18 protein-coding genes are annotated in these 20,876 nt (G+C 65.4%); 11 read left to right on the top strand and 7 right to left on the bottom strand.

The window, feature by feature from the left end; genetic code table 11:
- Positions 1 to 42: 42 nt before the first annotated feature.
- Positions 43 to 849 carry a uracil-DNA glycosylase gene (locus QA642_RS36835; protein WP_283081276.1) on the bottom strand — a complete coding sequence of 269 codons (807 nt, stop codon included), beginning with the start codon at positions 847 to 849 and terminating at the stop codon, positions 43 to 45.
- 135 nt (positions 850 to 984) lie between these two features.
- On the opposite strand from QA642_RS36835, the gene QA642_RS36830 reads away from it, so the two are divergent.
- The 3 genes from QA642_RS36830 to QA642_RS36820 all read left to right on the top strand — a co-directional run bounded on the left by QA642_RS36830 (position 985) and on the right by QA642_RS36820 (position 5,663).
- Positions 985 to 2,646 carry an electron transfer flavoprotein-ubiquinone oxidoreductase gene (locus QA642_RS36830; protein ID WP_283081275.1) on the top strand — a complete coding sequence of 554 codons (1,662 nt, stop codon included), beginning with the start codon at positions 985 to 987 and terminating at the stop codon, positions 2,644 to 2,646.
- A 309-nt stretch (positions 2,647 to 2,955) separates the two neighbouring features.
- Complete coding sequence (locus QA642_RS36825; protein ID WP_283081274.1) at positions 2,956 to 4,752, top strand: tetratricopeptide repeat protein; 1,797 nt, start codon at positions 2,956 to 2,958, stop codon at positions 4,750 to 4,752.
- A 26-nt stretch (positions 4,753 to 4,778) separates the two neighbouring features.
- Entirely contained in the window at positions 4,779 to 5,663 is an 885-nt protein-coding gene (locus QA642_RS36820; RefSeq protein ID WP_283081273.1) for a 4-(cytidine 5'-diphospho)-2-C-methyl-D-erythritol kinase, read from the top strand.
- Positions 5,664 to 5,789: 126 nt separating this feature from the next.
- Here QA642_RS36820 and QA642_RS36815 read toward each other — a convergent pair whose 3' ends face one another.
- From QA642_RS36815 to QA642_RS36795, 5 genes are all read right to left on the bottom strand, one after another.
- Positions 5,790 to 6,668 (bottom strand): alpha/beta hydrolase, encoded by an 879-nt coding sequence (locus tag QA642_RS36815; protein WP_283081272.1) that lies wholly within the window; start codon positions 6,666 to 6,668, stop codon positions 5,790 to 5,792.
- On the bottom strand, positions 6,661 to 7,293 hold the full coding sequence (locus tag QA642_RS36810) for a LysE family translocator (protein WP_283081271.1): 633 nt from the start codon (positions 7,291 to 7,293) through the stop codon (positions 6,661 to 6,663). The genes QA642_RS36815 and QA642_RS36810 overlap by 8 nt, the downstream gene beginning before the upstream one ends.
- A gap of 44 nt (positions 7,294 to 7,337) precedes the next feature.
- A complete protein-coding gene (gene fabF, locus QA642_RS36805; protein ID WP_283081270.1) occupies positions 7,338 to 8,600 on the bottom strand; it encodes a beta-ketoacyl-ACP synthase II in 1,263 nt (420 codons plus the stop codon).
- A gap of 1 nt (position 8,601) precedes the next feature.
- Positions 8,602 to 9,117, bottom strand: a complete 516-nt coding sequence (locus QA642_RS36800) for a helix-turn-helix domain-containing protein (protein ID WP_283081269.1) — start codon at positions 9,115 to 9,117, stop codon at positions 8,602 to 8,604.
- 478 nt (positions 9,118 to 9,595) lie between these two features.
- Positions 9,596 to 10,603 (bottom strand): polyprenyl synthetase family protein, encoded by a 1,008-nt coding sequence (locus tag QA642_RS36795; RefSeq protein WP_283081268.1) that lies wholly within the window; start codon positions 10,601 to 10,603, stop codon positions 9,596 to 9,598.
- A 134-nt stretch (positions 10,604 to 10,737) separates the two neighbouring features.
- Between QA642_RS36795 and QA642_RS36790 the strand changes: the two genes are divergently transcribed.
- From QA642_RS36790 to glyS, 6 genes are all read left to right on the top strand, one after another.
- Positions 10,738 to 10,965, top strand: coding sequence for a DUF2007 domain-containing protein (locus tag QA642_RS36790; protein WP_283081267.1), 228 nt, complete (start codon positions 10,738 to 10,740; stop codon positions 10,963 to 10,965).
- A complete protein-coding gene (locus QA642_RS36785; RefSeq protein ID WP_283081266.1) occupies positions 10,958 to 11,725 on the top strand; it encodes a methyltransferase in 768 nt (255 codons plus the stop codon). Before QA642_RS36790 ends, QA642_RS36785 begins: the two co-directional genes overlap by 8 nt.
- A gap of 214 nt (positions 11,726 to 11,939) precedes the next feature.
- Positions 11,940 to 12,848: a S49 family peptidase gene (locus QA642_RS36780; protein ID WP_283081265.1), complete on the top strand. Its 909-nt coding sequence runs from the start codon at positions 11,940 to 11,942 to the stop codon at positions 12,846 to 12,848.
- Between the two features lie 104 nt (positions 12,849 to 12,952).
- Complete coding sequence (locus QA642_RS36775; protein ID WP_074122886.1) at positions 12,953 to 13,144, top strand: hypothetical protein; 192 nt, start codon at positions 12,953 to 12,955, stop codon at positions 13,142 to 13,144.
- 223 nt (positions 13,145 to 13,367) lie between these two features.
- Complete coding sequence (locus tag QA642_RS36770; RefSeq protein WP_212435997.1) at positions 13,368 to 14,306, top strand: glycine--tRNA ligase subunit alpha; 939 nt, start codon at positions 13,368 to 13,370, stop codon at positions 14,304 to 14,306.
- Positions 14,306 to 16,405 carry a glycine--tRNA ligase subunit beta gene (gene glyS, locus QA642_RS36765; protein WP_283081264.1) on the top strand — a complete coding sequence of 700 codons (2,100 nt, stop codon included), beginning with the start codon at positions 14,306 to 14,308 and terminating at the stop codon, positions 16,403 to 16,405. The genes QA642_RS36770 and glyS overlap by 1 nt, the downstream gene beginning before the upstream one ends.
- A gap of 346 nt (positions 16,406 to 16,751) precedes the next feature.
- On the opposite strand, the gene QA642_RS36760 is transcribed toward glyS, so the two are convergent.
- Positions 16,752 to 17,105: a DUF1236 domain-containing protein gene (locus tag QA642_RS36760; RefSeq protein ID WP_283081263.1), complete on the bottom strand. Its 354-nt coding sequence runs from the start codon at positions 17,103 to 17,105 to the stop codon at positions 16,752 to 16,754.
- 225 nt (positions 17,106 to 17,330) lie between these two features.
- Between QA642_RS36760 and QA642_RS36755 the strand changes: the two genes are divergently transcribed.
- Both QA642_RS36755 and ppdK read left to right on the top strand, forming a co-directional pair.
- On the top strand, positions 17,331 to 17,486 hold the full coding sequence (locus QA642_RS36755; RefSeq protein WP_018648785.1) for a DUF3096 domain-containing protein: 156 nt from the start codon (positions 17,331 to 17,333) through the stop codon (positions 17,484 to 17,486).
- 96 nt (positions 17,487 to 17,582) lie between these two features.
- On the top strand, positions 17,583 to 20,519 hold the full coding sequence (ppdK, locus tag QA642_RS36750; protein WP_283081262.1) for a pyruvate, phosphate dikinase: 2,937 nt from the start codon (positions 17,583 to 17,585) through the stop codon (positions 20,517 to 20,519).
- Positions 20,520 to 20,876 lie beyond the last annotated feature (357 nt).

Genomic DNA, 20,876 nt, shown 5'->3' with positions numbered 1-20,876 from the left:
GCTGGTGGGCACGCTTCGCTTTGCCCACCCTACAAGAGCTCGCTACCCCGCCAGCACCTTCGCGATTGCGCGCAGATCCTGCCAGGCGAGGCGCTTGTATGCCGGCGAGCGCAAGAGATAGGCCGGGTGGAACGTCGGCAGCGCGCGGATGGTGCGCTGGCCGGTCTCGTAGTCGAACCAGCGGCCGCGCGTGCGCATGATGCCCTCGCGCGTCGACAGCAGCGTCTGTGTCGAGGGATTGCCGAGCGTCACCAGCACGTCGGGATTCACCAGTTCGATCTGGCGCTGGATGAAGGGCAGGCAGATCTGCGTCTCCTGCGGCGTCGGCGTGCGGTTGCCGGGCGGCCGCCAGGGTATGACGTTGGCGATGTAGGCGGTGGTGCGGTTGAGGCCTATGGCGCCGATCATGAGGTCGAGCAGCTTGCCGCTGCGCCCGACGAACGGCAGTCCCTCGATGTCCTCGTCACGGCCCGGAGCCTCGCCGACGAACATGATGCGCGCCTGCGGATTGCCGTCGGCGAACACCAGCCGCGTCGCCGTGTGCTTCAGTGCGCAGCCCTCGAAGTTTTGCATCAGCTCGCGCAACGCCTCGAGCGTCGGCGCGGTGCGCGCGGCCTCGCGTGCGGACGCGATGGCGACGTCGGGCGCAGGAGCGGCCTCGCCGCGCATCACCGCAGGCGCGGCGACCGGCCGCGGCGCCTCGATCGGCGGTGCCGCGCGCGGGGCGGGCGGCGGGGCGTCCAATTCCGCCAGGCGGTCGATCGGCTCCTCCGCGAGCGCGCAGTCGACTCCGGCCTCCAGATAGAAGGCTAAGAGCTCGCGGACGGTGGGTGCGGGTTCGGGTATCATCGGAAAGTCTGACTATTAGTTCAGTTTAGGCCGCCTTGCATCCCAGCGGAACGCATTTCCGTGGTTGTCCTACCCGGAAAAATCGGAAACAAGGGGGCGCAAATGACAAGGAACCGTCTCAAGGGCTGAGATCAGATGAGCACCGAAGAACTTCCCCCGCGCGAATCCATGGAATTCGATGTCGTCATCGTCGGCGCCGGCCCCTCCGGCCTGGCCGCGGCGATCCGGCTGAAGCAGCTCAACGCCGATCTCAACATCGTCGTCGTGGAGAAGGGCTCCGAGGTCGGCGCGCACATTCTGTCCGGTGCGGTGATCGATCCGATCTCGCTCGACAAGCTGATCCCCGACTGGCGTGAGGATCCCGACTGTCCGCTGAAAACGCAGGTCAAGGACGACCACTTCTACTGGATGTTCGGCGACAACCGCATCAAGCTCCCGGGCTTCGCGATGCCCTCGCTGATGGACAATCATCACTGCTACATCGGCTCGCTCGGCAATGTCTGCCGCTGGCTGGCGCCGAAGGCGGAGGCGCTCGGCGTCGAGATCTATCCGGGCTTCGCCGCGACTGAAGTGCTCTATGACGACAAGGGCGCGGTGCGGGGCATCGCGACCGGCGACATGGGCATCGCCAGGGACGGCACCCACAAGGATTCCTATACCCGCGGCATGGAGCTGCTCGGCAAGTACACGCTGTTTGCCGAAGGCGCCCGCGGCTCGCTGTCGAAGCAGCTGATCGCGAAGTTCGCACTGGACGCCAAGAGCGAACCGCCGAAGTTCGGCATCGGCCTGAAGGAAGTCTGGCAGATCGATCCGGCCAAGCACAAGAAGGGCCTGATCCAGCACTCGTTCGGCTGGCCGCTCAACAATTCCACCGGCGGCGGCTCGTTCCTCTACCACTACGACGACAACCGCGTCGCGGTCGGCTTCGTCGTGCATCTCAACTACGACGATCCGTATCTGTCGCCCTTCGATGAATTCCAGCGCTTCAAGACCCATCCCTCGATCCGCGACGTGTTCGAGGGCGGCAAGCGTCTCGCCTACGGCGCGCGCGCCATCACCGAAGGCGGCTACCAGTCGGTGCCGCGCCTGACCTTCCCGGGCGGTGCGCTGGTCGGCTGCGCCGCGGGCTTCGTCAACGTTCCCCGCATCAAGGGCGTCCACAACGCGATGGGCACCGGCATGCTCGCCGCCGAGCATGTCGCGGCCGCGCTTGCCGAGGGCCGCGCCAATGACGAGGTCGTCGCCTACGAGAACGCCTGGCGCGAGTCCGCGGTCGGCAAGGACCTGTTCAGGATCCGCAACGTCAAGCCGCTGTGGTCGAAGTTCGGCACGCTGATCGGTGTTCCGCTTGGCGCACTCGACATGTGGACCAACCAGCTGTTCGGCATCTCGCTGTTCGGCACGCTGTCGCACGCCAAGCCCGATCGCGCCACGCTGGATCCGGCCAAGAGTCACGCACCGAAGAATTACCCGAAGCCGGACGGCAAGATCTCCTTCGACAAGCTGTCCTCGGTGTTCCTGTCCAACACCAATCATGAAGAGGACCAGCCGGTCCATCTGAAGGTCGCGGACATGAACCTCCAGAAGACCTCGGAGCACGACGTGTTCGCCGGTCCCTCGAACCGCTATTGCCCGGCCGGCGTCTATGAGTGGATCGAGGAGGGTTCGGGCCCGCGCTTCCAGATCAACGCCCAGAACTGCGTCCACTGCAAAACCTGCGACGTGAAGGACCCCAACGGCAACATTACCTGGGTTCCCCCGGAGGGCGGCGGCGGGCCGAACTATGAGGCGATGTAATCCACACGGCAGCCACGGCCGATGTGACCCAGGTTAGGTGCCCCCCGGCATTGTGACGCACGTTCGCGTGAGAACCGGGCTGCCACGGCGGCCCGCGGCCACGATAAGGCCATACTGGCAGCGTCTTGGGGCGTTGTCGGCCGATTTGGGGCGTGCGGAGGGGGATCGCATGCCCGAATCCTTGCGGTGAAGCGCCAAAAGCGGCATTGTCGGCCCGACGGTTCCGGGTCCCGATGCCACTGGCCGCGTTCGCATGCGAGACGGCCTTCTGCTGCAAACCCAGGCACTACCAACCCAAGGCGAGCCCTGATGTTTTCATATCGTTTCAACCGCTGGACTGTTGCCGCCATCGCCCTCATGGGCACAGCGATCGCGACGGTCCCCGGCGCGGTCCTGGCGCAGACGCCGGACCATCCGTCCGACACGGCGGCGCAGTTTCCGACCCGAAACGATCTGAAGTCGCTCACTACCGCAGGCAGCTATCTCGCCGCCCGCCATGCCAGCGTCGAGCGCGATGCGGCCTCGGCGGCTGCGTTCTACCGCTCGGCCCTGCGCACCGATCCGAAGAACAACGAGCTGCTCGATCGCGCCTTCATCTCCTCGGTCGCCGACGGCGACATCGACGAAGCGGTCAAGCTCGCCGAGCGCATCCTCACCATCGACAAGACCAACCGTGTCGCGCGCCTCGTTGTCGGCGTGCATGATCTCAAGGTGAAGAAATACGCGACCGCGCAGAGCAACATCAACCAGTCGATCCGCGGTCCGATCACCGATCTCGTCGCCACGCTGCTGTCGGGCTGGGCCGCCTATGGCGCCGGCGATGCCAAGGGCGGTGTCGCCGCCATCGACAAGCTCGCCGGTCCGGAATGGTATCCGCTGTTCAAGGATCTCCACGCCGGCATGATCCTCGAGCTCTCCGGCAAGGAGAAGGACGCCGGCACCCGCTTCGAGCGCGCCTACAAGCTCGACGATTCCATGCTACGCGTCACCGAGGCCTATGCGCGCTGGCTGTCGCGCAACAAGGATTCGGCTGCGGCGACCAATGTCTATCAGGCGTTCGACAAGAAGCTCGCCCGTCATCCGCTGATCGTGGAAGGTTTGCGCGACACCAAGGCCGGCAAGAAGCTGCCGCCGCTGGTCGATTCCGCGCAGGCCGGCGCGGCCGAAGCGCTCTACGGCATCGGCGCCACGCTGACCCGCCGCGGCGGTGAGGATCTGGCGCTGGTCTATCTCCAGCTCTCGCTCTACCTCCAGCCCAGCCATCCGCTGGCGCTGCTCTCGCTCGCCGATCTCTATGAATCGGTGAAGCGGCCGCAGATGGCGATCAAGGTCTATGAGCGGGTGCCGGCGTCCTCGCCGCTCAAGCGCAACGCGCAGATCCAACTCGCGATCGACCTCGATTCCGCCGACCGCACCGACGAGGCGATCAAGATCCTCAAGGGCGTCACCACCGAGGACTCCAAGGATCTCGAAGCGATCATGGCGCTCGGCAATATCGAGCGCGGCCGCAAGAAGTTCGGCGATTGCGGCGCGACCTATTCGCAGGGCATCGACGTGCTGCCGGCCGGCAACGACAAGGTTAACAGCGTCTGGTACTATTATCGCGGCATCTGCGAGGAGCGCTCCAAGCAGTGGGGCAAGGCCGAAGCCGACATGAAGAAGGCGCTCGAGCTCCAGCCCGACCAGCCGCATGTGCTCAACTATCTCGGCTATTCCTGGATCGACCAGGGCGTGAACCTCGACGAAGGCATGAAGATGATCAAGCGCGCCGTCGAGCAGCGTCCCGACGACGGCTACATCGTCGACTCCCTCGGCTGGGCCTATTACCGCATCGGCAATTACGAAGAGGCGGTGAAGAACCTCGAGCGCGCGATCGACCTCAAGCCCGAGGATCCCACCATCAACGATCACCTTGGCGATGCCTATTGGCGCGTCGGCCGCACGCTGGAGGCCAAATTCCAGTGGTCGCACGCCCGTGATCTCAAGCCCGAGCCGGATGACCTTCCGAAGATCGAGGCCAAGATCGCAAACGGGATGGTGGACGACAATTCGAACTCTTCGGCCGCGCAGGCGGAAAAGAAGAAGGACGACGGCAAGGGCGGTTGATCCAAGTAACTGGGGGCGTATCGCCGATGCCGGCGTTGGTTGAAGAAGGGCGCGCGAAGGTCAATCTGAGCCTTCGCGTGGTTGGCCGTCGTGCTGACGGCTATCATGATCTCGAAAGCGTGGTCGCGTTTGCCGACTGCGCCGACCGGCTGACGCTGGAGCCGGGCGGCGAGCTGAAGCTCACCACCACCGGGCCGCTCGCTGCGGCTTGCGGCGAGACATCGGACAATCTCGTGTTCAAGGCGGCCAAGCTGTTGGCCGAGGCCGTGCCGGACCTGAAGCTCGGCGCCTTCGCGCTCGACAAGGTGCTGCCCGTTGCCGCCGGTATCGGCGGCGGCTCGGCGGATGCCGCGGCGGCGCTGCGCCTCTTGGCGCGTCTGAACAATCTCTCGCTCGACGATTCCCGTTTGCAGAAAGTCGCGCTCGCGACCGGCGCCGACGTGCCGGTGTGCCTGCTGTCGCGCGCCTGTGACATGACCGGCGTCGGCGAGCAGTTGCTGCCGCTCGCGCTGCCGAGCATGCCCTGCGTGATGGTCAATCCGCGCGTGCCCGTTGCGACCAAGGACGTGTTCCAGGCGCTGGGCCTGCGCAACGGCGAGCTTCTGGTCGGCGCCACTTCCGTCCTCGAAGCGCCAGCCTGGCCGGAAGAGGGCGCCTCGATCGCTGATTGGGTCGACGTTCTCGAAACCGTCGCCAACGATCTCGAAGCGCCCGCGATGCGCATCGAACCGGTGATTGGCGAGGTGCTGAAAGCGTTGCGCTCTTCCGCCGGCGTCAAGCTCGCCCGCATGTCCGGCTCCGGTGCGACGTGTTTTGCGGTCTATGGTGGGGCCGCCGAGGCACATGCGGCCGCCGAGAAGACCCGGCGCGATCACCCCGGCTGGTGGGTGCATGCGGGGACGTTGAGCTAGGTATCTCCCCGGCGACAGTGCCGTAGGGTGGGCAAAGCGAAGCGTGCCCACCAATCTATCCGTTCAAATCTCGATTGACGGTGGGCACGGCGCTGTCGCGCCTTTGCCCACCCTACGGCAGCGGGGCTATCTCGCGCCGTCCTCGGCCAGGCCCAAAAACCGCCGGATCTCACCCAGCACCTCCTGCGGCTTGTCGTGCTGCAGCCAGTGCCCGGCACCGGCTATCGTCTCAACGCGCGCATTCGGGAAATAACGTTCCAGGCCCGCTCCCCTGGCCCCCGCCAGAAAGCTTTCGCCGGCATTGAGCAGCAGCGTCGGGCAGGCGATGCGCGACCACAGCGCGACGTGATCGTCCGGCCAGAGCCGGTGCGGCGCACTGGCGCGCTGGTAGGGATCGAACTTCCAGCTAAAGGTGCCGTCCTCGTTCCGCCGCGCGCCGTGGGTGGCGAGATGCAGCGCGAGCTCGCGCGACAGCCGCTTGTTGTGCAGCACCATCTGCGCGGCGGCGTCTGCGAGAGTGGCGTACCGGCGCGGCGTGCGGTCGTGCAGTCTGTCGAGCTGGCTGACCCATTTGCCGATGCGCTCATGCACCGGCGGCTTCGGTGAATCCGGCAGCATGGTGACGCCGTCGAGCACGACGAGCTTTGTGACCAACTCGGGAAACGACCCGGAAAAGATCAGGCTCACCATGCCGCCCATGGAATGGCCGATGAGAGTCACTTGAGGCGCCGCAATCGTCCGAACGAGCTGCGCGAGATCGTAGACATACTCCGTCAACGCGTAGCTGCCGCCACGGGTCCAGTCGGAATCGCCGTGGCCGCGCAGATCGGGCGCGATGACGTGAAAATGCGGCTGCAGCGATCGCGCGATGACGTCCCAGCTGCGGCAATGATCGCGGCCACCATGGACCAGGATGAGGGGCGGCGCGCCGTCGTTGCCCCAATCGGCATAATGCAGCCGCAGGCCGTGCGACTCATAGAAACGGCTTTGCGGCGCGCTAGCCATTTGCCGGCCGCCGCGCCAGCGCAAGCGAGAGGCCGAGGCCCACGATGAAGACGCCGGAGCCTTGGGTGAGACGCCGCATCAGCTGCGGCCGTCCGATCAGCTGCGCGCGCGTCGCGGAGGCCATCAGCACCACGACGACATCGGCGAGCGTGTTCAGCGTCACCGAGATCGTGCCCAGCATGATGAATTGCAGCGTGGGGCTCGCTCCCGCGGGATCGAGGAATTGCGGAATGAAGGCGAGAAAGAACGCGGCGGTCTTCGGATTCAGCGTCTCGACCAGCACGCCGTCGCGGAACGCGCGCGTGTCGCCGACGGCTTCACGATCGAGCGACAGCGCGCGGCCGGCGCTGCAAAACGTCTTGATGCCGAGCCAGACCAGATAGAGCGCGCCGACGAATTTGACCGCAGCGAACAGTTCCGCACTGGCGAGGATGATGGCGGAGATGCCGAGACTGCCGGCCACGACATGGACCATCCCGCCCAGCGCCGTGCCCGCGGTCGAGGCGAAGCCGCTTGCGCGTCCCTCGGACAAGGTCCGGGCCGCGACGTAGAAAATGCCGGGGCCCGGAATGGCGGCGATTAGACAGGCAGCGGCCAGGAACAGCCAGAAATTGGTTTCGGTCATCCTGTTTTCGTAGCGCAGGCCGCCGCGATTTCAAGGCCTCTCGTTCAGCCCATGCGGCGGAAGATTGCGCTCGCATTCACCCCGCCAAAGCCAAATCCGTTGGAGATGGCATGCTGCATCGGCATCGGCCGCGCGGTGCCGGCGACGATGTCGATGCCTTCTGCGCCCGGATCAGGGTTTTCGAGATTGAGCGTCGGCGGCGCGATCTGGTCGCGCAAGGCGAGGATGGTGAAAATAGACTCCAGGCCGCCGGCCGCGCCGAGCAGATGGCCGGTCGCCGATTTGGTCGCGCTCACCGCGATGCCGCGGTTACGGCCGAACAGCGCGCCGATCGCGCCGAGCTCGCTTTCGTCGCCGGCTGGCGTCGAGGTCGCATGTGCGTTGAGGTGCTGCAGATCTGCGGGCGCAAGCTTCGCCTGCCGAAGCGCGATCTCCATGGCACGGCGGGCACCGTCCCCATCAGGCGGCCCCGACGTCATATGATAGGCGTCCGCGGTCGTACCATAGCCGACGATCTCGGCGATCGGCGTCGCGCCGCGCGCCAGTGCATGCTCGAGCTCCTCGATCACGAGGATGCCGGCGCCTTCGCCCATGACAAAACCTTCGCGGTCGCGATCGAACGGGCGCGAGGCCCGTGCGGGCTCGTCGTTGAAGGAGCTCGACAGCGCGCGCGCCGCGGCAAAGCCGCCGAGGCTGACGATGTCGATGCAGGCCTCCGCGCCGCCGCAGATCGCGACATCGGCTTCGCCCGCGCGGATCATGCGCGCGGCATCACCGATCGCCTGCACGCCGGCGGCGCAGGCCGTGACCGGCGTGCCCAGCGCACCCTTGTAGCCGTATTTGATCGAGACGTGGCCGGCGGCGAGATTGGCGAGGAAGGAGGGGATCGTGAACGGCGACAGCCGGCGCGCGCCGCGCTGCTCGGTGATGCGCACGGCTTCGGCCATCGCCGGAAAGCCGCCGACGCCGGAGGCGATGATCGTCGCGGTCCGTTCCAGTGCAGATGCGTCCTGCGGCGTCCATTTGGCTTGCGCGACCGCTTCGGTGGTGGCGAGCAGCGCGAACAGGATGAAGCGGTCCATCTTGCGCTGGTCTTTGGGCGCAGCGGCCTCTGCCGGATCGAAACCGCCTTCGGCATCGTCGGCCTTGTCGAGCACGAGGCCGGCGATGCGCGCGGGTAATGATTGCGCCCATTCGGGCAGCGGGCGCAGCCCGCTTTGGCCGGCAAGCAGCCGGCGCCACGACAATTCGACACCGCAGCCGAGCGGCGACACCGCGCCCATGCCTGTCACGACGATACGACGCATGTCAGTCTCCGGCCGGCGCGACGGCCGGGTTCATGGCTTTGAGCGAAGCGAGCCGCGCGCGCATGCCGCGGCTGGCGCGGGGCCCGGGAATGGCGACCGTATTGGCGAGCGTGATCGGCTGCATGTCGGCGGCATCGACAACAACCGGATCGAGCGGACGGATGCCAGCGTGCCTCGCCAGCAGGATGGATTCGCCCTTCGGCGCGAGATGCTTGTTGCCCCAGGCGAGCAGCGCGGCGACCACGGGGAAGAAGTCGCGCGCCTTGTCGGTCAGCACATATTCGTAGCGCGGCGGCCGCTCATGATAGCGGCGGCGCACGAACATGCCGCTCGCGGTGAGATGCGCAAGCCGCCGCGACAGGATGTTCGGCGCAATCCCGAGGCCCTGCTGGAATTCGTCGAACTTGGTCGCGCCCTGAAATGCATCGCGCAGGATCAGGATGCTCCACCACTCGCCGACCGTCTCCACGGCGCGGCCGACCGGGCATTCCAGAATGGAAGGGGATTTGGGCTGCATGCGGCGGAAGGTAGGGTAGTGACTTGCAAAATGCAAGTGACTGGGACAACTGTCGTGCGGGTGGAGGGAGCGGTGAGAATTTGGAGGTAGTTCGCCGGTGAGGTGGGATGGGAGAGTGATGTATGTGGCCACGGGCCCAATGGTGAGATGTCGGTGGTTGTTGGATAACCCCTCTCGTGCCCCGGACGCAGCGCAGCGCTTCTTCAGCGGTGCGCTGCAGAGCCGGGGCCCATGTTGCTGATCGCTCGGTGCTACGTGGGTCCCGGCTCAGCGCAGCAGCGTTTCACGCTGCAGCGCGTCCGGGACACGAGAGTGGGTGTGCTGTTGCTCCAAACTCCGTCATTGCAATGACGGCGTTGATGCAGCGCGTGCAAATGTCACGCCGTCACCCCTGAGGTGCGAGTGGCGCGATGCTTCGCATCGCGCCGCTCGCGCCTCAGGATGACGGAGCAAATTGCGAGGAAAGAGAGGCAGTCGCTCAGTGCGACCGCGCCAGGCAGAACGCCACCACCTGCTCCAGCGCGCTCTTCATCGGCGAGGGCGGGAACAGCGCCAGCGCGTCGACGGCCATGGCGCCGTAGTGCTGGGCGCGGCTCAGCGTGTCCTCGAGCGCGCGGTGCTTGTTCATCAACCCGATGGCGTGATCGAGATCGCTATCGCCGATCTCGCCGCGCTCGAGCGCGCGGATCCAGAAGGCGCGCTCGGTGTCGTTGCCGCGGCGGAACGCGAGCACGACCGGCAAGGTGATCTTGCCCTCGCGGAAATCATCGCCGGTGTTCTTGCCGAGCTTGGCGCTCTTGCCGCCATAATCGAGCACGTCGTCGACGAGCTGGAAGGCGATGCCGAGATTCATGCCGACCGAGCGGCAGGCGGTCTGCTCGGCCTTGGGGCGGTTGGCGATCACAGGGCCGACCTCGCAGGCCGCAGCAAACAGCTCGGCGGTCTTGCCGCGGATCACGGCGAGATATTCGTCCTCGGTGGTCGCGGTGTTCTTGGCGGCGGCAAGCTGCATCACCTCGCCCTCGGCGATGGTGGCGGCGGCCGCGGAGAGGATGTCGAGCGCGCGGAGCGAGCCGACCTCGACCATCATGCGGAACGCCTGTCCGAGCAGGAAGTCGCCGACCAGCACGCTGGCCTCGTTGCCCCAGAGCATGCGCGCCGACAGCTTGCCGCGGCGCATCTCGCTCTCGTCGACGACGTCGTCGTGGAGCAGCGTGGCGGTGTGCATGAACTCGACGCTGGCCGCGAGCTTGATATGGCCGTCGCCGGTGTAGCCAGCGAGGTTGGCCATGGCGAGCGTCAGCATCGGGCGCAGACGCTTGCCACCTGAGGAGATGAGGTGGTTGGCGACCTCCGGGATCATGGTCACGTCGGAACCGGTCCGCGACAGGATCGTGGCGTTGACGCGTTCCATGTCACCAGCGACAAGGGCCACCAGCTCTTCGATCGACGCGCCGGGAGTTTCGAAAGGTACGATGACGGCCACGCCGGTCTCCAATATTTGCCCCGGAGGGGCTATTCTGATGGAAAGACAATAGAAACTGGCAGCGGATGCGGCAAGGCCCGCGGAACCATTGACATTTGCCCCTTTTAGCCCCTTTCAGGCAGGAGTCCTGCGTTTTGCGTGAACTGGTTCGGACCAACGACATGGTGCTGGTGTCGGCGATCGGCGCGCTGCTCGACGGCGCCAATATCCATCATCTGGTGCTGGACCAGAATATGAGCATCATCGAGGGCTCGCTCGGCATCCTGCCGCGGCGGATCCTGGTCCATGAGGACGACGCGCAGGAGGCGCGGGCGCTCCTGATCGAGGCCGGCCTCAGCCACGAACTGCGCGGCGATGATTGACGTCGTCACAGATATCACCGAGGACGCCTTTCTCGGTGGGCAGTTGCGCCTCAAGCAGAAACGATCCGGCCATCGCGCCGGGCACGACGCCATATTGCTTGCGGCGGCGACCGAAGCCCACGCAGGCGACCGCGTGGTCGATCTCGGCGCCGGCATCGGCACGGCCGGGCTGGCGCTGGCGCGTCGCGTCGCGGGGATCAGGCTTGGCCTCGTCGAGATCAATCCGGAACTGGCTGAGCTTGCGTGCGCCAATGCGGCGGCGAACGGGATTGCCGCGGAGACGATCGTGCTCGACGCCACGGCTGACGCGCAGGTCTTTGCGGCACACGGGCTCGTGCCCGACAGCGTCGACGTGGTGCTGATGAATCCGCCCTTCAACGACCCCGCGCGCCACCGCGGCTCGCCCGATCAGGCGCGTCAGATCGCGCATGTCGCGACCGACGAGACGCTGCATGCCTGGGTGCATGCAGCACGGCGCATCCTTCGATCGAATGGCGCGCTCACCTTGATTTGGCGTGCAGATGGAATCGGCGATGTCTTGGCAGCGCTGTCACGCGGCTTCGGAAGCCTCGCGATCCTGCCGGTTCACGGCGAGGCGGGACGGTCCGCGATCCGGGTGCTGGTGCGCGCGGTCAAGGGCGGTCGGGCCCCGACACGCCTGCTATCGGGCCTCGTGCTCAATGATGAGTCACGCATGCCTAAAAAAGAGGTGAGCGATATCCTGGAAGGGAGGGCGGCCTTGTCGCTGGCGGAGCCGTGATCGCTTACTGGGGAAGCGATTCCGATTGCTGTTCCTGCGGGGACGTCAGGCGGATCGCCATGAACAGCGCACCGATCAGCAGCATCAGCAGATAGATTTTCATGGTGTTCTCCGCTGCCCCATTGCAGCCTCCCAACGGGAAATCTGCAAAACACGTTCCAGGCACTTCCAATGACACTCGCGTGATAAGAAATGGTTAATCAGAGGTAACGGCATGGCCGAACAATTGAACGATCGAGAGAGTTCCGGCCTGGCCGACAAGCTCATGGAATATCTGCCGGCGCGCTTCCGTCCCGGCACGGCGGTGGTGCCGGTGGTGCGGCTCTCGGGCGTGATCGGCGCGGTGACGCCGCTGCGGCCGGGCATGACGCTCGCCGGGGTCGCGCGAATCCTGGAGCGGGCGTTTTCGTATCGGAACGCCAAGGCTGTGGCGCTGGTGATCAATTCGCCCGGCGGCTCGCCGGTGCAGTCGCGCCAGATCTACCTGCGCATCAAGCAGCTCGCGGCGGAGAAGAAGCTGCCGGTGCTTGTCTTCGTCGAGGACGTCGCGGCCTCCGGCGGCTACATGATCGCCTGCGCGGGCGACGAGATCATTTGTGATCCGTCCTCCATCCTCGGCTCGATCGGCGTGGTCGGCGGCAGCTTCGGTTTCCAGGACGCGATCAGGCGGCTCGGCATCGAGCGGCGGCTCTACACCGCCGGTGCGCACAAGGCGATGCTCGATCCGTTCCTCCCGGAAAACCCGGATGATGTGGCCAAGCTGAAGGCGATCCAGCGCGAGATCCACCAGATCTTCATCTCGCTGGTGAAGGACAGCCGCGGCGCACGGCTGAACGGCAATGACGACACGCTCTTCACGGGAGAGTACTGGGCCGGCGAGAGTGCGATCGCGCTGGGGCTCGCCGACGGCATCGGCGATCTCCGCTCAACTCTTCGTGCCCGCTATGGCGAGAAGGTTCTCACCCCCGTGATTGCGCAGCCGACAGGACTTTTGTCCGGCCTGTTCGGGCGGAAAGCGCCCGGCGCGGGGCAGCTTTTGGCCATGGAATCAATGGCCGGGCTGCCGGACGAGTTGATCTCGGCGGTCGAGACGCGGGCGATTTGGGCGAAATTCGGGTTCTAGGCGGCGCGCTCCCGCGCCATTTGGTCCGGCCCGAGCCAATTGCGGCGCGGCCCGGTCTGCGCGAGAATGCGCGTGGGGGCTGAGCACTAGACAAGGATCGACAGATGCCGCCGTTCGTCGCTTTCGCGGGCGTCCTGGGCGGGCTTGCCGTGGTCCGCTGGGCCTACAAGACCGCCGTCCGGATCAACCAGGAGCTGGAGGAGATGCGCCTGTCGCGCGTCGCTGAGACCGCCCGCATGGGGGATATCCAGACGCTGAAGCGTGACCCCGTGACCGGAGCTTATCGGCCCGGCTAGGAAACGCTGCCGTAGGGTGGGCAAAGGCGCCCTTGCGCCGTGCCCACCATCCCTCGGCACTGGTGATGACGATGGTGGGCACGCTTCGCTTTGCCCACCCTACGACACCATCCCCGGACGACGGCCATTTGGCCCGAATCGGCCCCCTTTGCCTTGATTCCCACCCCCGCCGTCGATACGGTCCCGCGCGATTCAAAACCCCCCGCGAGAGCCTGATCTGACGATGGACGCCTCATTGCCCGCCCATATGCGCCCGGAACGCTCGTTCCAGGGCTTCATCCTCGCGCTCCAGCGATTCTGGGCCGAGCAGGGCTGCGTGATCCTGCAGCCCTACGACATGGAGATGGGCGCAGGCACCTTCCATCCGGCCACCACGCTGCGCGCGCTCGGGCCAAAGCCCTGGAACGCGGCCTATGTGCAGCCCTCGCGCCGGCCCAAGGACGGCCGCTACGGCGAGAACCCGAACCGGATGCAGCACTATTACCAGTTCCAGGTGATCATGAAGCCGTCGCCGCCGAATCTTCAGGAGCTGTACCTGAAGTCGCTCGCCGCGATCGGCATCGATTCCGCCGTGCACGACATTCGCTTCGTCGAGGACGATTGGGAGAGCCCGACGCTGGGCGCCTGGGGTCTTGGCTGGGAGTGCTGGTGCGACGGCATGGAAGTCAGCCAGTTCACTTATTTCCAGCAGGTCGCCGGCTTCGAATGCGCGCCGGTCGCGGGCGAGCTCACCTACGGGCTCGAGCGCCTCGCGATGTATGTGCAGGGCGTCGACCGCGTCTACGATCTCAATTTCAACGGCCGCGAGGGCGACGCCAAGGTCACCTATGGCGACGTCTTCCTGCAGGCCGAGCAGGAATATTCCCGGCACAACTTCGAATATGCCGACACCGCGATGCTGTTCGAGCAGTTCAAGATGGCCGAAGCCGCCTGCCGAAAGTATCTCGACGCCGGCTGGCGCGAAGGCGGCAACAGGAAGCAGCATCTGATGGCGCTGCCGGCCTATGACCAGTGCATCAAGGCCAGTCACGTCTTCAACCTCTTGGACGCACGCGGCGTGATCTCGGTGACGGAGCGGCAGAGCTACATCTTGCGCGTGCGCGAATTGGCAAAAGCCTGCGGCGAGGCCTGGATCCACACTGAAGCGGGCGGAGCGGCCTGATGCCCGAACTTTTGCTTGAACTGTTCTCGGAAGAAATCCCCGCGCGCATGCAGGCCAAGGCGGCCGACGATCTGCGCCGCATGGTCACCGACAAGCTCGTCGCCGAAGGCCTCGTCTATGAGGGCGCGAAAGCGTTCGCGACGCCCCGCCGCCTCGCGCTCACCGTGCACGGCATCCCCGCGCGCCAGCCTGATCTGAAGACCGAACGCCGCGGCCCGAAGGTCGGCGCGCCCGATGCCGCCGTGCAGGGTTTTTTGAAAGCGACAGGTCTGAAATCGCTGGATGAAGCCAAGATCCAGCGCGATCCCAAGGGCGATTTCTACATCGGCCTGATCGAGAAGCCCGGCCGCGATGCGATCGATGTGCTCGCGGAAATCCTGCCCGTCATCATCCGCACCTTCCCCTGGCCGAAATCGATGCGCTGGGGCGCGCGCTCGGGCAAGCCGGGCTCGCTGAGCTGGGTGCGTCCGCTGCACGCGATCACCGCCACGTTCGGGCCCGAGACCGAAGATCCCGATATCGTGAAGTTCGAGGTCGACGGCATCGAAACCGGCCAGACCACCTACGGCCATCGCTTCATGGCCCCTAGCGCGATCTCCGTGCGCCGCTTCGAGGACTATGAAGCCAAGCTGAAGGCGGCAAAGGTCATCCTCGATCCGCAGGCGCGCAAGGACATCATCTTCGAAGACGCCAAGGAGCTGACCTTCGCGCAAGGTTTTGAGCTGGTCGAGGATCAGGTGCTGCTCGACGAGGTCTCGGGCCTCGTCGAATGGCCTGTCGTCATGATGGGATCGTTCGAGGAAGAATATCTCGCGATCCCGGACGAGGTGATCCGCGCCACCATCCGCAACAACCAGAAGTGCTTTGTCGTCAAGGATCCCAAGACGGGCAAGCTGACCAACAAGTTCGTCCTCACCGCCAATATCGAGGCGACCGACGGCGGCAAGGTCATCGTATCAGGCAATGAGCGCGTGATCCGTCCGCGCCTGTCGGATGCGAAGTTTTTCTATGAGACCGATCTGAAGACGAAGCTCGAGGATCGTCTGCCGAAGTTCGAGCAGATCGTGTTCCACGAGAAGCTCGGCACCCAGGCCGCGCGCATCAAGCGCATCGAGCGTCTCGCCGCCGAGATCGCGCCGCTGGTCGGCGCCGATGTCGCCAAGGCGACGCGCGCCGCACATCTCGCCAAGGCGGATCTGCTGACGGAAGTCGTCGGCGAATTCCCCGAGGTGCAGGGCCTGATGGGCAAGTACTACGCGCTGGCTCAGGGCGAGGATGCGTCCGTCGCTGCCGCCTGCGAGGACCACTACAAGCCGCAAGGGCCGACTGATCGCGTGCCGACCGACCCGGTCAGTGTTGCCGTCGCGCTTGCGGACAAGCTCGACACGCTCGTTGGCTTCTGGGCGATTGACGAAAAGCCGACGGGATCTAAGGATCCGTATGCACTGCGTCGTGCGGCACTCGGTGTGATCCGGTTGATCGCCGAGAATGCGCTGCGCTTGTCGCTGATGAAGGTGGCGGCGTCCGCGCTCGCCGGCTTGTCGGTGCAGCCTGCGGATGCGCAGAAGCTCCCGAGCGATTTGCTCGCCTTCTTCGCTGACCGCCTGAAAGTCCAGCTTCGCGAGCAGGGCGCGCGGCACGATCTCGTCGATGCCGTGTTCGCGCTCGGCGGCCAGGATGATCTCCTCATGATCATCCGCCGCGTCGAGGCGCTTGGAAAATTCCTCGACAGCGACGACGGCAAGAACCTACTCGCCGGCACCAAGCGCGCCAGCAACATCCTCTCGATCGAGGAGAAGAAGGACAAGCGGACCTTCGAGGGTGCGCCCGATGCTGCGCTCTACAGCCTCGCCGAGGAGAAGGCGCTGGCGAAGGCGATCAGCGAGGTGAAGGCTGAGGCAAGCGCCGCCGTCGCCAAGGAAGACTTTGCGGCTGCGATGAGCGCGATGGCCAAGCTGCGTCCGCCGGTCGATGCGTTCTTCGACAAGGTGCGCGTCAACGACGACGATGCGAAGGTGCGCGAGAACCGTCTGAAGCTGCTGAACGAGATCCGCAGCGCTACGCGTGCGGTGGCGGATTTCTCGAAGATCCAGGATTGAGGCGCGCAACAATTGACGCTGTCATTCCGGGGCGTGCGAAGCACGAGCCCGGAATCCATAACCACGATCGTGAGTATGGATTCCGGGCTCGCGCCAAGTGGCGCGCCCCGGAATGACGGATACAAAAAAGCCCCGCCCGGCGGGGGGAGGACCGGGCAGGGCCTGATGTCCGATTTAACACTGCTTCGCGCCAGCCTGATTGAAGTGACGCGCCGGACATCGAGTTGAGCTCGTGTCGAGCTGAACTAAAGCGCGATGAGATCAGGATGAATCGTCATCGCGCTTCGGATTGCTGTTTGCGCATGAGCTTTTCGGAAAACGGCTGCGCACTTTTCCGGATCATGCTTTAGTCCATCACCTCGACGATGCGGCGCGAGCGCGGCTCGACCAGCACGGTCTCGCCGTTCACGACGGTGTAGCGATAGGTGGTGGCGCCGAAACGTTGCGGCACGTCATAATAGGTGATGCCGGTCTCCGGTAAGGTGGCTCCGACCACCACGCGATCCGGAATCCGGAAGGCCGGCACACGTTGTTCGACGACATATTCGCGGAAGGCCGGTCGCTGTTCGACCGCGATGGTCGGGCCAGAGTCGACCACGACGGGCGCGCGTCCGACTGTGGCCCCGCTTTGCGCCTGCGCCGCCAAGGGCGAACCGATCGCGGCCGCAAGCGCTGCAAGAGCAAGAATCCTGTTCCGCATGGAAAACTCCTTCGACGTGATTCTTCGGGAAGCGCGAGTAGCGCAACCGCTTGCCAATGCGGGCCTCTTCGCAATGTTCCGGGAAAAGCCCCGCCGCATCAGGGGCAATTTCGGGCAGTTTTCGTGAGTGGCGGGAACCCGCTCGCCGCCTGCGCGTCTCTACTCGCCGAACCGAGGCCGCTATGATCCGCCCGCGATTCGCCTCACCTCATGGAAAGATAGTTCATGCACATCACCGTCGCCCACATTTCGCCGATCCTGTCGTTGATTGCGGGCGTGCTCATCCTGATCATGCCGCGGCTGCTCAACCTGATCGTCGCGATCTTCCTCATCGTCAACGGCGCGATCGGGCTTGGGCTCCTGAAGTGGCTCCACCTCTAGGGGTTCACTTTCCGGAACAGTCCGACTTGCGCGGGCCCGCCCAAAATGGTGTAAGGCCCGCGATTTCCCCTCCCTCTCGCAGGTTGTGTGCAAGCTATGGCCAAAGCCGCCTCGAAGCCTAATAAAACTTCAGCGAAATCAAAGTCTTCAGCCGCCGCGAAAGCCGCGCCGCCAGCCCGCAAGGCGCTGGCCAAGAGCGCCCCGAAGCCGGTCGCCAAGGCGGCTGCAAAAGCGGCGACCAAGCCTGCAGCCAAGCCGGCTGCAAAGCCTGCCGCTAAAGCTGCTGCAAAGGCTGTGACCAAGCCGGTTGCGCCGAAGAAGGCTGCACCCGCCAAAGCCGCGCCAGCCGCCAAGGCGGGCAAATGGGTGTTCACATTCGGTGACGGCAAGGCCGAGGGCCGCTCGGAGATGCGCGACCTGCTCGGCGGCAAGGGCGCCAACCTCGCCGAGATGGCCAATCTTGGCCTCCCGGTGCCTCCCGGCTTCACCATCCCGACCTCGGTCTGCACCTATTTCTACGAGCACGGCAAGACGTACCCGAAGGAGCTGAAGCCGCAGGTTGAGAAGGCGCTGGACTATGTCGGCAAGTTGACCGGCAAGGTGTTTGGCGACACCAAGAACCCGCTGCTCGTCTCCGTGCGCTCCGGCGCGCGCGCCTCGATGCCGGGCATGATGGACACCGTGCTCAATCTCGGCCTCAACGACGAGACCGTCGAAGCGCTGGCCGAGCTCTCGGGCGACCGCCGCTTCGCCTATGACAGCTATCGCCGCTTCATCACCATGTATTCCGACGTGGTGCTCGGCTTCGAGCATCATCACTTCGAGGAGATCCTCGACACCTTCAAGGACAGCCGGGGCTACACGCTCGACACCGATCTGTCGGCCGAGGACTGGGTCGAGCTGGTCGGCAAGTACAAGGACGCCGTCGCCCGCGAGACCGGCAAGGAATTCCCGCAGGATCCGCACGACCAGCTCTGGGGCGCGATCGGCGCGGTGTTCTCATCCTGGATGAACGCGCGCGCGATGACCTATCGCAAGCTGCACGACATTCCGGAATCCTGGGGCACCGCGGTCAACGTGCAGGCGATGGTGTTCGGCAACATGGGCGAGACCTCGGCGACCGGCGTTGCGTTCACGCGCAATCCCTCGACCGGCGAGAGCAAGCTCTACGGCGAGTTCCTGATCAACGCGCAAGGCGAGGACGTGGTGGCGGGCATCCGCACGCCGCAGGACATCACCGAGGAAGCGCGCAAGGAGTCCGGCTCCGACAAGGCGTCGATGGAATCGGCGATGCCGGAGGCCTTCAAGGAGCTGACGCGGATCTACACGCTGCTCGAGAAGCACTACCGCGACATGCAGGACATGGAGTTCACGGTCGAGCAGGGCAAGCTGTGGATGCTCCAGACCCGCGGCGGCAAACGCACCGCGAAGGCGGCGCTGCGCATCGCGGTCGAACTCGCCAACGAAGGCCTGATCTCCAAGAAGGAAGCGGTGACGCGGATCGATCCGGCCTCGCTCGATCAGCTCCTGCATCCGACCATCGATCCCAACGCCAAGCGCAACGTGATCGCGACCGGCCTGCCGGCTTCGCCGGGCGCGGCCTCCGGCGAGATCGTGTTCTCCTCGGATGAAGCGGCCAAGCTTCAGGCCGACGGTCGCAAGGTGATCCTGGTCCGCATCGAGACCAGCCCGGAAGACATCCACGGCATGCACGCCGCCGAAGGCATCCTGACCACGCGCGGCGGCATGACCTCGCACGCGGCGGTGGTCGCGCGCGGCATGGGCAAGCCCTGCGTCTCCGGCTGCGGCACCATCCGCGTCGATTACGGCCGCGGCACCATGAGCATCGGCTCGCGCACCTTCAAGACCGGCGACGTCATCACCATCGACGGTTCGCTCGGCCAGGTGCTCGCCGGCCGCATGCCGATGATCGAGCCGGAGCTGTCCGGCGAGTTCGGCACGCTGATGAACTGGGCCGACCAGGTCCGCAAGATCGGCGTGCGCGTCAATGCCGACACACCGGAGGATGCGCGCACCGCGCTCAAGTTCGGCGCGGAAGGCATTGGCCTATGCCGCACCGAGCACATGTTCTTCGAGGAGACGCGCATCCGCACCGTGCGCGAGATGATCCTTTCCGAGGACGAGCAGTCGCGCCGCGCGGCGCTCGCAAAGCTGCTGCCGATGCAGCGCGCCGACTTCGTCGAGCTGTTCGAGATCATGAAGGGCCTGCCCGTCACGATCCGGCTTTTGGATCCTCCCCTCCATGAATTCCTGCCGCACACCCACGCCGAGGTCGAGGAAGTGGCGCGTGCCATGAACACCGACCCGCGGCGCCTCGCCGACCGCGCGCGCGAGCTCTCGGAGTTCAATCCGATGCTCGGCTTCCGCGGCTGCCGCATCGCGATCGCCTATCCTGAGATCGCCGAGATGCAGGCGCGTGCGATCTTCGAGGCGGCGGTCGAGGCGCAGAAGCGCACCGGCAAGGCCATCGGCCTCGAGGTGATGGTGCCGCTGATCGCGACCAAGGCCGAGCTCGATCTCGTTAAGGCGCGCATCGATGCCACCGCGCAGTCGGTGATGCGCGACACCAACACCAAGCTCGCCTATCAGGTCGGCACCATGATCGAGCTGCCGCGCGCCTGTCTGCTTGCGGCCGAGATCGCGCAGTCGGCCGAGTTTTTCTCGTTCGGCACCAACGATCTGACGCAGACGACCTACGGCATTAGCCGCGACGACGCGGCGAGCTTCCTCGGTCCGTACGTGGCGAAGGGCATCCTCTCGGTCGATCCCTTCATCGCGCTCGACCAGGAAGGCGTCGGCGAGCTGGTCAAGATCGGCGTCGCGCGCGGCCGCAAGACGCGCGCGAAGCTCAAGGTCGGCATCTGCGGCGAGCACGGCGGCGATCCCGCTTCCGTCGCCTTCTGCCACAATATCGGCCTCGACTACGTCTCCTGCTCGCCCTACCGCGTGCCGATCGCGCGGCTTGCCGCGGCGCAGGCCGCGCTCGGCAAGGCGATTGCGAGCCAGGCGTAAGAGGAAGACTGATTGCGAGATGTGAAAGAGGCGGGGGCCAAACCCCGCCTTTTTTCATTTTGCGCGGAGTTGTTGCGAGCAGTCACCACGCACTCACTGTCATCGCCCGCGAAGGCGGGCGATCCAGTACTCCGTGATGCCAGTGATTGAAGCGAGAAGCCGCGGCGTACTGGATGCCCCGCCTTCGCGGGGCATGACACCCGTTGTGTAGAAGCATCTCGTGCTTATGCCGGGAACTCACCCCGCGTCCCGTAATGATACGCGCGTGCAAGAGTTCCTTCACCATTCGCATTGACCGATTGTTTACCGCTTCAGATGAGGCGGCATTTACCACGCGCGCAATCGCCCCGCGAAATC

Origin of the sequence: Bradyrhizobium sp. CB2312 (assembly GCF_029714425.1) — a bacterium.
Taxonomy (GTDB): Bacteria; Pseudomonadota; Alphaproteobacteria; order Rhizobiales; family Xanthobacteraceae; genus Bradyrhizobium.
This window is presented reverse-complemented; position numbering and strand designations above follow the sequence as displayed.